The organism is Ruegeria sp. BHSB056, from assembly GCF_059613305.1.
In genome coordinates this window covers 1-10602 of the sequence record NZ_JBXWSG010000112.1, presented here as the reverse complement: position 1 = coordinate 10602, position 10602 = coordinate 1, and the positions used below count along the sequence as shown (strand labels likewise).

Annotated in this window: 13 protein-coding genes and 1 tRNA gene; 6 read left to right on the top strand and 8 right to left on the bottom strand. The window is 58.8% G+C overall.

Annotation, left to right across the window (positions count from 1 at the left end; translation table 11 throughout):
- The 3 genes from AC2FND_RS18360 to scpB all read left to right on the top strand — a co-directional run.
- The coding region (locus AC2FND_RS18360; protein ID WP_496771207.1) for a glycoside hydrolase family 3 N-terminal domain-containing protein at positions 1–944 on the top strand (944 nt) is incomplete at its 5' end.
- Positions 934–1728 (top strand): segregation and condensation protein A, encoded by a 795-nt coding sequence (locus AC2FND_RS18355; protein ID WP_209503669.1) that lies wholly within the window; start codon positions 934–936, stop codon positions 1726–1728. The genes AC2FND_RS18360 and AC2FND_RS18355, both read left to right, overlap by 11 nt.
- Complete coding sequence (gene scpB / locus AC2FND_RS18350) at positions 1721–2368, top strand: SMC-Scp complex subunit ScpB (RefSeq protein ID WP_209503670.1); 648 nt, start codon at positions 1721–1723, stop codon at positions 2366–2368. Before AC2FND_RS18355 ends, scpB begins: the two co-directional genes overlap by 8 nt.
- A 93-nt stretch (positions 2369–2461) precedes the next feature.
- Here the strand turns inward: scpB and AC2FND_RS18345 are convergent, their stop codons facing one another.
- From AC2FND_RS18345 to AC2FND_RS18310, 8 genes are all read right to left on the bottom strand, one after another.
- Positions 2462–3541, bottom strand: a complete 1080-nt coding sequence (locus tag AC2FND_RS18345) for a 2'-deoxycytidine 5'-triphosphate deaminase (protein ID WP_496771206.1) — start codon at positions 3539–3541, stop codon at positions 2462–2464.
- Positions 3542–3602: 61 nt separating this feature from the next.
- Positions 3603–3679 (bottom strand) — tRNA-Pro (locus tag AC2FND_RS18340).
- Between the two features lie 61 nt (positions 3680–3740).
- Entirely contained in the window at positions 3741–4340 is a 600-nt protein-coding gene (locus tag AC2FND_RS18335; RefSeq protein WP_209503672.1) for a MerR family transcriptional regulator, read from the bottom strand.
- A gap of 17 nt (positions 4341–4357) precedes the next feature.
- The gene (gene ihfA / locus AC2FND_RS18330; protein WP_209503673.1) at positions 4358–4660 is read right to left on the bottom strand and encodes an integration host factor subunit alpha; all 303 of its coding nucleotides are present in this window, start codon (positions 4658–4660) and stop codon (positions 4358–4360) included.
- Between the two features lie 96 nt (positions 4661–4756).
- The gene (locus AC2FND_RS18325) at positions 4757–5728 is read right to left on the bottom strand and encodes a beta-ketoacyl-ACP synthase III (protein WP_496771205.1); all 972 of its coding nucleotides are present in this window, start codon (positions 5726–5728) and stop codon (positions 4757–4759) included.
- Between the two features lie 22 nt (positions 5729–5750).
- Complete coding sequence (plsX, locus tag AC2FND_RS18320; protein ID WP_209503675.1) at positions 5751–6839, bottom strand: phosphate acyltransferase PlsX; 1089 nt, start codon at positions 6837–6839, stop codon at positions 5751–5753.
- 24 nt (positions 6840–6863) lie between these two features.
- Positions 6864–7070 (bottom strand): 50S ribosomal protein L32, encoded by a 207-nt coding sequence (rpmF, locus tag AC2FND_RS18315; RefSeq protein ID WP_008756996.1) that lies wholly within the window; start codon positions 7068–7070, stop codon positions 6864–6866.
- A gap of 205 nt (positions 7071–7275) precedes the next feature.
- Complete coding sequence (locus tag AC2FND_RS18310) at positions 7276–7812, bottom strand: YceD family protein (RefSeq protein ID WP_496771204.1); 537 nt, start codon at positions 7810–7812, stop codon at positions 7276–7278.
- An 85-nt stretch (positions 7813–7897) separates the two neighbouring features.
- On the opposite strand from AC2FND_RS18310, the gene AC2FND_RS18305 reads away from it, so the two are divergent.
- The 3 genes from AC2FND_RS18305 to AC2FND_RS18295 form a co-directional block, all read left to right on the top strand.
- Positions 7898–8371 carry an outer membrane protein assembly factor BamE gene (locus tag AC2FND_RS18305; RefSeq protein WP_496771203.1) on the top strand — a complete coding sequence of 158 codons (474 nt, stop codon included), beginning with the start codon at positions 7898–7900 and terminating at the stop codon, positions 8369–8371.
- Between the two features lie 100 nt (positions 8372–8471).
- On the top strand, positions 8472–9212 hold the full coding sequence (locus AC2FND_RS18300) for a GNAT family N-acetyltransferase (RefSeq protein ID WP_496771202.1): 741 nt from the start codon (positions 8472–8474) through the stop codon (positions 9210–9212).
- 68 nt (positions 9213–9280) lie between these two features.
- The coding region (locus AC2FND_RS18295; RefSeq protein WP_496771201.1) for an ABC-F family ATP-binding cassette domain-containing protein at positions 9281–10602 on the top strand (1322 nt) is incomplete at its 3' end.

Genomic DNA, 10602 nt, shown 5'->3' with positions numbered 1-10602 from the left:
TGTTTCGCCAGATGAACCCGTTTGGGTTCATCCTGTTCGCCCGCAATATTGAAAGCGCCGATCAGGTGCGGGCCTTGTGTGATGATTTCCGCGAGGCCGTTGGGCGCAACTGTCCCATTACCATTGATCAGGAAGGTGGGCGCGTACAGCGTTTGCGCGCACGCTTGGCCCGCGAATGGCTGCCGCCGCTGGATCATGTGACCAGGGCGGGTGATCAAGCGGAACGCGCCATGTACCTCAGGTACCGCCTGATTGCGGATGAGCTGTTTGGTCTGGGTATCGACAGCAACTGTGCCCCCATGGTCGATGTGGCGCGGCCCGAGACCCACGCGTTTCTGAAAAACCGCTGTTATGCCTTTGATCCTGAGCAGATTTCCAGGGTCGGCAGGGTCGTGGCACAGGGCCTGTTGGACGGGGGCGTTCTTCCGGTTCTCAAGCACATTCCCGGCCATGGCCGGGCCACTTTGGACAGTCACCATGACCTGCCGCATGTTGATTTGCCGCTGGTAGAGTTGGAATACAGCGATTTCGCGCCGTTCCGCGCCTTGAACGACCTGCCGATGGGGATGACGGCGCATCTGGTCTTTGATCAGATCGATCCCCGGCCAGCCACCATTTCTGCGGCCATGATGGGCCTGATCCGAGACAATATCGGCTTTGGCGGCCTGATCATGACCGACGATATCTCGATGAAGGCGCTCAGTGGGGCGTTGACGGACCTCACTCGCCAATCTTTGCAGGCGGGCTGTGATGTGGTCCTGCACTGCAATGGCAGTTTTTCTGAACGTGCCGCTGTGATGGAAACTGCCGGAGAAATGTCGGATGTGGCACAAGCCCGCGCAGAACGGGCGCTGGCGATGCGCAAACGCCCGCGGGAACTTGACATCCAAGCCGCCGAAGCGGAACTATCTGCCCTAATGGGCGGGCAGGTATATGAACGATAATCTTTTTAGCGAAGACCCTGTCTCGGTCGCGGATCGTCTTGCGGCCGAAGCGCTGATTGTTGATGTCGACGGGTTCGAAGGCCCGTTGGATGTTTTGTTGACCCTGTCACGCACGCAAAAAGTGGATCTGCGCAAGATCTCGGTTCTTGCGCTGGCGCAGCAATATCTGGCCTTTGTTGAAAAGGCGCGTGCGCTGCGCATTGAACTGGCCGCCGATTATCTGGTCATGGCGGCGTGGTTGGCCTTTCTTAAGTCCCGTTTACTGCTGCCGCCAGACCCCGATGACGAAGGACCATCGGGTGAAGAACTGGCCGCGCATCTGGCGTTTCAACTTGAACGCCTGCAGGCGATGCGTGACGTCGCTGCACGGTTGATGGCCCGCGACCAACTGGGGCGTGATTTTTTCAAACGCGGGCAGGGCGAGGACGTCACCCGCATTCGCACCGTGACTTATTCTGCCACGCTGCTGGACCTGATGCAGGGGTATGCCCGTATCCGCACCCGTGACGAATTCCGCCCCTTTGTGATGGACCGCGATGCGGTGTTCACGATGGAGCAGGCACTGGAGCGGATGCGCCCGCTGATCGGTTTTGCGGGGACGTGGACCGATATGGAAACCTATCTGCCCGATGGTTGGGATACTGACCCGGTGCGCCGCAGGTCGGCGACGGCTGCGACCTTTGCGGCCTCGCTGGAGCTGGTGAAAGAAGGACATATGGAGATCAAGCAGAGCGAGACATTCGCGCCGATCCATTTGCGCAAGAGGACACAGACACGTGACTGACGCCCCAGAAGAAACCGGTACCCTGTTCGAGGCGCCACCCCTGGCGGAACAGGAGCGTATGGTCGAGGCTGTGTTGTTTGCCAGTGCCGATCCGGTGACGATTGCCGATCTTGAGGCGCGGATGCCGCATGGAAGCGACGCCGCGCAAGCCGTTGAATTGTTGCAGAGACGTTACGAAGGGCGCGGCGTGCGCGTGGTGCGCGTGGGGGAGGCATGGGCGATTCGCACAGCCCCCGATCTGGGCTTTCTGATGCAGAAGGAAACGGTCGAGTCCCGTAAACTCAGCCGGGCCGCGATTGAGACATTGGCCATCGTCGCGTATCACCAACCCTGCACCCGCGCCGAGATTGAGGAAATTCGCGGTGTGTCAGTCTCACGCGGGACGATTGACCAGTTGCTTGAGATGGAGTGGATCAGGTTGGGCCGGCGCCGCATGACACCGGGTCGTCCGGTGACATTTGTGGTGACGTCCGAGTTTCTGGATCATTTTGGTCTGGAGAACGCCCGCGACCTGCCGGGTCTCAAGGAACTAAGGGCTGCGGGTTTGTTGGAAAACCGACCTCCGCCGGGGGCGATCCCGTTGGGCGAGGCGCGCGAAGACGAAGTGGACGAAGACCAGTCGGAACTGTTTGAGGAGTAATAACCCTGACAGGTCACTACAGGTCAGACGCAGAACCTACGACAGGCAACGCGGGTTATCTAGCACAAGCACCGTTGCAAGAAATTCTGAGGATTAGCCAACCGCTTTGAAGTGCTTGGACAGTTTCAGGCCTTGCCCCTGATAGTTCGATGCAATCCCGGCACCATATAGCTGCGTGGGCATCTCGGCCATTTTTTCATAGACAAGACGCCCGACCACCTGTCCGTGCTCCAGGACGAAAGGCGCTTCGTGGCATCGCACCTCAAGCACGCCACGCGACCCGGCCCCTCCGGCGGCTGCATGGCCAAAGCCGGGATCGAAGAATCCGGCATAATGCACCCGGAATTCACCAACCATCGCCAGATAAGGTGCCATTTCGGCGGCATACATCGGCGGGATATGGACCGCCTCGCGGCTGACAAGGATATAGAATGCACCGGGGTCAAGTATGATGCGACCGTCCTTGGTGCGCACTTCCTCCCAATAGTCCTGGGGGGCGTATTCGCCAATTCGGTCCAGATCGATTACCCCGGTATGGGGCTTGGCGCGATAGCCGACCAGATCAGTATCGGGCAGTTGCAGATCGACCGAAAAGCCAAGACCGTCCTGAATTACGGCAGGGCCGTCTACCAACGGCGATTCGGCGTGCAGGGAGGTCAGTTCGGCGTCAGACAAGACGGCCTGACCCTGACGGAAACGGATCTGGTTCAGACGCATACCGGGCCGGACCAGAACCGAAAACGAACGTGGACAGATCTCGGCATAAAGCGGGCCTTTGTAGCCTGCGGTCACGCGATCGAACTCGGTGCCACCATCGGTGATGGTACGGGTCAGAAGGTCAAGCCGCCCGGTCGAGCTTTTGGCATTGGCGACGGCGGTTATATCGCGGGGCAGGGCAAGCGATTCCATCAGAGGCACCAGATAGACGCAGCCCTTTTCCAGAACAGCGCCGTCCGAGATGTCGATGCGGTGCATCTCGAACTCGGCCAAGCGATCCGTAACGGTCTGTCCTTCGCCCGCGAGGAATGAGGCACGAACGCGGTAGGCCACTGTTCCCAAACGCAAATCAAGGCTGGCCGGTTGAATTTGCGCTGACAGGACATCGGGGTTGGCGGCGATCTCTCCGCGCGCGATCATTGCTTCGATTTGCTGGTTCGCGCAAACACCTGTCATCTCGATCCCCTCATGTGCCAGAGCGGGATCTGGCCTTTGTGCCATAAACGTCGGTGTGATTTGGTCGGGCTAGCAGGACTCGAACCTGCGACCTTCCGTCCCCCAGACGGACGCGCTACCAGGCTGCGCCATAGCCCGACGTTGGGCCGTTCATAAAGATTTTCCCGGCAGGGGCAAGAGGAAAACACTGCCTTTTTTCCTAACCCGTCGCCTGTGTTTCGACCCGATCCAGCCAGCGGCGCAGGTCTTTTGCAATCGGTGCAATTTGGCGCAGAAGTTCGTCGTCAAACTCGGCACGCTTCCACGCCAGCGAAGCAATTCCGCCTATCAGGGGCGCTGTGTTCAGGTCTGGTTCTTGTACTGACACAGCCGTGGGACGTGCGTCGGCCTGCATGCATTCATTCGCCGGCTGCTCGGACGGTCCGTCCAGATCCATAGGGATTTGTTCGGTGGCGGCAGCGGGTTTGGGTTCGAACGGCACCACAGTACCTTGAACGGGTTCAATCAGGGCAGGACCCGGTTCGTCCAGAGGCGGAGACAGTGCTGCGACATGTGCGACGCCTTGCTCGCGCAGGATTCGCTGTACGCCCTTGATTGTGGTCCCGTCTTCGTGAAGCAGTTTCTTTATGCCCCCCAAAAGACGCATGTCATTGGGGCGATAATACCGGCGCCCGCCCGCGCGTTTGACCGGTTTGACCTGAGCGAACCTGCTTTCCCAGAATCGCAAAACATGGGCCTGAACCCCAAGCCAATCCGCTACTTCACTGATCGTACGAAACGCGTCGGGAGACTTGCTCATATCCGCGTGACCCTGGGTTACTTGCGATTCCCGACGGCGACGCGATCTTTCATAAGATGCGACGGGCGAAAGGTCAGTACGCGGCGGGGCTGTATCGGAACTTCTTCGCCGGTTTTGGGGTTGCGACCGACTCGCGCGGTCTTGTCGCGAACACTGAATGTACCGAAGGACGAAATTTTCACCTGCTCACCGCGCACCAGAGCGTCGGACATGTGGTTCAGAACGCTTTCGACCAGCTGCGCACTTTCGTTGCGTGAAAGCCCGACTTCGCGAAAGACGGCCTCGCTCAGATCCATTCGAGTCAGTGTATTGTCGCCCATGTCATTTCCCCTGTTGCTGTCAAAGCATATGGGTATGGCAAATTCGCTGTCAATATCAATGAATTGCAAGCAGCTGTGTAAGCTGGATTGCGCCGGTTACCAGCGCAGAACCACCGCGCCCCAAGCCAGACCGCCGCCAATCGCTTCGGTCACGATCAGGTCGCCGGGTTTGATCTGCCCGCGTTGTTTACCAACCGACAATGCCAATGGGATCGATGCAGCCGAGGTGTTGCCGTGATCCTGAACGGTCACAACCACGTTTTCCATCGGCAGGCCCATCTTTTTGGCCGTGCCCTGAATGATGCGAATATTGGCCTGATGAGGAACAATCCAGTCGACGTCAGCGCATCTCAGCCCGGCGCGGCTCAGGGCTGTCTCAGCGGTTTTGGTAAGCTTTTCAACGGCATGTCGGAAGACCTGATTGCCCTGCATCCGCAGATGCCCGGTGGATTGGGTCGAAACACCCCCATCGACATAAAGCAGGTCCTTGTAGCGCCCATCCGAGTTCAGATCGGTTGCAAGTATGCCGCGATCCGCAGCGGTGCCTTCGCCGTCCTGCGCTTCGAGTACCAATGCGCCGGCGCCATCCCCGAACAAAACGCAGGTCGAGCGGTCGGTCCAGTCCATAATCCGGGAAAAGGTTTCGGCGCCAATGACCAGCACGCATTTGGCTTGGCCGGACAGGATCAACGCATTTGCGTTGCTGAGCGCGAAAACGAATCCCGCGCAGACAGCCTGTACGTCGAAAGCAAACCCCTTTGTCATGCCCAGCCGGGCCTGAACCATGGTCGCGGCAGAAGGAAAGGTCAGGTCCGCGGTCGAGGTCGCCAGGACAATCGCGTCGATATCATCCGCTGTCAGGCCCGCATCGGCCAGCGCAGCCTCGGCAGCTTTGGTGGCCAGGTCCGACGTCGTTTCGTCATCGGCGGCAAAGTGACGGCGTTCGATCCCCGACCGGGTTCTGATCCATTCATCCGTCGTGTCCAGCGTTTTCTCGAACTCGGAATTTGGAACAATACGTTCCGGCAAATAATGCCCGACACCTACTACAACTGAACGGCCTGCCATTTTTGAGGTACTGCCTTTTTTGTTATTTATCGGTCTGCGGCGCAGCTTGCGCGGCATCTTGTGCAAGCTGGGCCGTGGATGCAACCCGCGCAGCTAATTTTTCGGCAAAGCCGGACTGTGCCAGGGTAAAGGCCAGTTTGATCGCCGCCGACACTCCGGTCGCATCTGCCCCGCCATGGGATTTAATAACTGTCCCGTTCAGACCCAGAAACACGCCACCGTTTACGCGCCGCGGATCAATGCGCTTTTTCAGGCGCTGCAGCGACGTGATGGCCAGGACCGAAGCCAATCGGGACAACGGAGAGTATTTGAACGCCTCACGCAGAAGATCTCCGATCAGGCCGGCGGTGCCTTCACCCGTTTTGATCGCGACATTGCCGGTAAACCCATCGGTAACAATGACATCTGCCTTGTCACCGGGAATGTCGCTGCCTTCGACAAAGCCAACAAATTCGAAATTCGCCTGTTCCGCGAAATCCGAGATCAAGGCGTGTGCTTCTTTCAGTTCCGCGCGGCCTTTATGCTCTTCTGTGCCAACGTTCAGCAGCCCGATCCGGGGTCGGTTCAGGGCCATGCCGTTGCGCGCATAAGACGCGCCCATCAGGGCGAATTGCAGCAAGTCCTTGGCGTCGGCGCGCACATCGGCGCCCACGTCCAGCATCACATTGAACCCCTGCGGGTTGCGCGAAGGCCACAGGATCGCGATTGCGGGGCGGTTGACACCCGGCAATTTGCGCAGGCGCATCATTGACAGGGCCATCAGGGCACCGGTGTTGCCGCAGGACACAGCGCCATGGGCTTCGCCCTGACGAACCGCTTCCAGCGCGGACCACATCGAGGTCTGCTTGCCGTTGCGCACAACCTGGCTGGGCTTGTCCTCCATCGTGACAACGTCGGGGCAATCACGAAAAACGACGCGCCCTTCAAGGACACGTCGTTTGGCAACCAGCTTGCGCAATACCTGTTCGGGCCCGTGCAGCAGGAACCCGATATTCGGGTTCTTGCCAGCCGATTTCGCCAGACCTGCAACGACGACAGCGGGACCTGCGTCCCCTCCCATTGCGTCAACCGAGATGGTGATCCGTCCGGCGTGCGTGGGCTGATCGTTCATGCCTTGGTCTGCGCTCGATCAGGCTTAGGCTGCGTCTTCGTCCAGATCGATTTCGTCGGCCTGTGCGACGACTTCGCGATCGTCATAGTGGCCGCAAGATGCACAAACGTGGTGCGGGCGTTTCAGTTCGCCGCAGTTCGGGCATTCGTTCGGGTTTGCAGCAACCAGAGCGTCGTGTGCGCGGCGGTTGTTGCGACGCGACTTGGAAACTTTGTTCTGTTGGACGGCCATGGTCTCAACCTTTGTCTGACTGGGGGCCGCAGATTCGCTGCCGACCCGGGTTTCGTAGTTCGTTTATCGTGGTTTGACGCGCGTTTAGGCGACGGGCCCCGCAATGTCCAACCCAAAATCCGATGAGCGCGCGAAAATACTGCGATTCTCGGCATGTTCAAGCGATTTTTCTGACCGCCTGCTATGACAGGAAAACTGGCACCTGTCACTCGTCTTTTTTTAGTACATCGCGCAACCCTGCCAATCCTGCAAAGGGTTTGGCATCGTCATCCGTCATCGCCTGTTTGCCCGGTTCTGTATAGGCAGCCTGACCCAGTTCTGCGCCGTCTTTCCGCGGATATTGTGGCAGAGCCAGGGACAGGGCCTCGATCATGACTAGGGCCGGATCAATTTCAGGCCCCAAAGGTTCAGATTCGTCATCTTCCGGGATCTCGAACTCTGGATCATCTGGGTCTGCCCAATCCGCAAGAAAAGTCCGGTACACCGGAATATCGATCCTTGTCGTCACCGGTTCCAGCGTTACCACGCAAGGTTGGATGACAGTTGCACCGAGTTTGCCGTTCAATTCCCAGTCCCGTTTACCTTGTGCCTGCACTTCGCCCGAAAAGCTGAGCTTGCGCAGCCCCAGCAGCCCAAGCTCTTGCCTGATCTGTTCAAGCGCGGTGGTTGCAGGGCGCAAATCGAACGGTGTCGGGGCGTTCTGCGGCAGGTCAGACACCCGAAATGATGTCGCGTTGCTCATTCGTGAGCCTTTCTATGTGTTGAACCGTGGCAGCGGTTTATGTAATCGGATAGAAGCCGAAGAAGGCCAAGGCAAGAGGGTGCAGATGTTGAAGGTAGTGAACCAGTTGAAACCAGCTGCGAAATCGCTTGTGTTTGTTGCCTGTCTGGCTGCGACCGGGGCTTGTACGGCTGTCTTCAAGAATCACGGCTATGTGCCACCGGCCGAGGAACTGGCGGAAATCAAAGTTGGCGTAGACACGCGTGACAGCGTGCAAGAGGCCATCGGCGCGCCGGGCGCATCCGGCGTGGTTCGGGATTCGGGCTATTACTATGTCCGCTCTCGCGTGCGTCACTACGGTCCGAAGCGGCCCGAGGTGGTATCGCGCGAACTGGTTGCCATCAGTTTTGATCAGCGCGGTGTTGTCAGAAACATCGAACGCTTTGGTCTTGAAGACGGGAATGTGATTGCTCTGGAGCGCCGCGTTACCGATTCCAACGTTCAGGACAAAGGCTTCCTGCGTCAGCTGCTGGGCAATATCGGCAACTTCAATCCGGCCAACATTCCGGGCGCCAACTAATTTGCGCCAAAACCTTGCGGTGGTCACAGGGCAGTCACATGTCTTGTGCTAGCGGTGTCGTACCGACGCCTGAAGGTCGGCAACCGTGGAGGACGCGACCGTGGCAACGGCAGTTTTGTTAAGCAAGGGGCGCTATCGCGCCAGACTGGCGCAGTCGCCCGAGGATATCAGAACAGCTCAGGCATTGCGGACCTTGGCTTTTGGTACTGAAAAACCGGACTGCGACGAATTTGATGCACGCTGTAGCCATATCCTGATCGAGGATATGCGCTCGGCAGACCGGCTGGTCTGCTGCTTTCGGATGCTGACCATGGATAGTGGCGGCGAGATCGGACAAAGTTATTCAGCACAGTTCTATGACCTGACCTCGCTCGAAGGCTTCGAAGGCCGGATGGTTGAAATGGGACGATTTTGTATCCATCCCGATCACAGCGACCCCGACATCCTGCGTGTCGCCTGGGGGGCAATGACGGCCTACGTAGACCGGAACAACGTCGAGATGCTGTTTGGATGTTCCTCTTTTGCCGGTACCGAAACAGAGCAGTATCTGGATGCTTTTGCGATGCTCAAGCATCGCCATCTGGGCCCGAAACGTTGGTTGCCGCGCGTGAAGGCTCCGGATGTGTTTCGTTTTGCCGCGCGTCTGCGGCGCAGACCGGATGTGAAAAAGGCAATGCTGCGGATGCCACCCTTGTTGCGGACCTATCTGATGATGGGCGGTTGGGTCAGCGATCATGCGGTGGTGGATCGCCACATGAACACGCTGCACGTTTTCACAGGGGTGGAAATCGGTGCGATCCCCCCGGCACGCAAACGTCTGTTGCGGGCGGTGGCCGGGTAGATTGAGTATTTTTGAAAAGGTGAAGACGGGGCGTTGACGCAATGTGTCAGCCGGTTTAGCTGGCGCACATGGCGAGAATTCCTTTGTTGCAGATGTCCGGCATTTCCCTGACTTTCGGGGGTGACCCGGTGTTTTCCGAACTGGATCTGGTGGTTCAGCCTGGTGATCGTGTTGCGCTGGTGGGGCGAAACGGATCCGGAAAGTCCACGCTGATGAAAGTGATGGCCGGTCTGGTCGAGGCTGATCGGGGCGAGATTGTCGTGCCGCCCGGAAAATCCGTTGGCTATATGGAGCAAGATCCGACAATGGAAGGCTTTGCCACGTTGGGGGATTACGCCTCCAGCGGGTTGGAGCCGGGAGAACTTTACAAGGTTGAACGGGCCGGTGAAGGGTTGAAGTTCGATCCTTCACGGGCGGTTGAGACGGCTTCGGGCGGAGAGAGGCGGCGGGCTGCGCTGGCCAAGCTGATGGCAGAAGCTCCGGATCTGATGTTGCTGGACGAGCCGACCAACCATCTGGATATCGAAGCCATCGCGTGGCTGGAACGCGAACTTGGCGCGACCCGAGCGGCCTTTGTGCTGATCTCGCATGACCGGGCCTTTCTAAGGGCGCTGACGCGGGCAACGCTTTGGATTGACCGGGGGGCTGTTCGGCGACAGGAGCAGGGCTTTGAAGCCTTTGAGGCCTGGCGGGACAAGGTGTGGGAGGAAGAAGACCAGCAACGCCACAAGCTGAACCGTCTGATCAAGTCCGAGGCCAAGTGGGCGGTTGAGGGCATTAGCGCCCGACGCAAACGTAATCAAGGCCGGGTGCGGGCCTTGCAGGCGTTGCGGGCCGAAAAGGCGGCGCAGATCAAACGTCAGGGTTCGGCTGCAATGGCACTGGAGGCCGGGCCAAAATCAGGCCGTAAAGTGATTGAGGCCAGGGCGCTGGCCAAAGGGTTTGGCGACAAGCAGATCGTTCGGAACTTTGATCTGCTGGTGCAGCGCGGCGACCGGGTGGCCTTTGTCGGGCCGAACGGTGTTGGCAAAACAACGTTGCTGAAGATGCTGCTGGGGCAGGTGGAGCCGGACGCGGGCTCGGTTTCCTTGGGGACGAACCTTGAAATCGCGGTGTTCGATCAGACCCGCGCCCAACTGGACCCCGAGATGAGCCTGTGGGACAGTCTGACCGGCGATCCGGAAATGCGGGTGTCGGGCAAGGCCGATCAGGTTATGGTGGGCGGGCAGCCCAAACATGTTGTAGGGTATCTCAAGGAATTTCTGTTTGACGAACGGCAGGCCCGAGCAGCCGTCAAATCCCTGTCCGGTGGGGAAAAAGCCCGGTTGCTTCTGGCCAAGCTGATGGCGAAACCCTCGAACCTATTGGTGCTGGACGAACCGACCAACGA

Coding starts and splice junctions, on each gene's coding strand:
- AC2FND_RS18335 (WP_209503672.1), bottom strand. CDS start 4,340: ATGAGCAAGTCTCCCGACGCGTTTCGTACGATCAGTGAAGTAGCGGAT.
- AC2FND_RS18310 (WP_496771204.1), bottom strand. CDS start 7,812: ATGAGCAACGCGACATCATTTCGGGTGTCTGACCTGCCGCAGAACGCC.
- AC2FND_RS18345 (WP_496771206.1), bottom strand. CDS start 3,541: ATGACAGGTGTTTGCGCGAACCAGCAAATCGAAGCAATGATCGCGCGC.
- rpmF (WP_008756996.1), bottom strand. CDS start 7,070: ATGGCCGTCCAACAGAACAAAGTTTCCAAGTCGCGTCGCAACAACCGC.
- AC2FND_RS18355 (WP_209503669.1), top strand. CDS start 934: ATGAACGATAATCTTTTTAGCGAAGACCCTGTCTCGGTCGCGGATCGT.
- AC2FND_RS18305 (WP_496771203.1), top strand. CDS start 7,898: ATGTTGAAGGTAGTGAACCAGTTGAAACCAGCTGCGAAATCGCTTGTG.
- plsX (WP_209503675.1), bottom strand. CDS start 6,839: ATGAACGATCAGCCCACGCACGCCGGACGGATCACCATCTCGGTTGAC.
- ihfA (WP_209503673.1), bottom strand. CDS start 4,660: ATGGGCGACAATACACTGACTCGAATGGATCTGAGCGAGGCCGTCTTT.
- AC2FND_RS18325 (WP_496771205.1), bottom strand. CDS start 5,728: ATGGCAGGCCGTTCAGTTGTAGTAGGTGTCGGGCATTATTTGCCGGAA.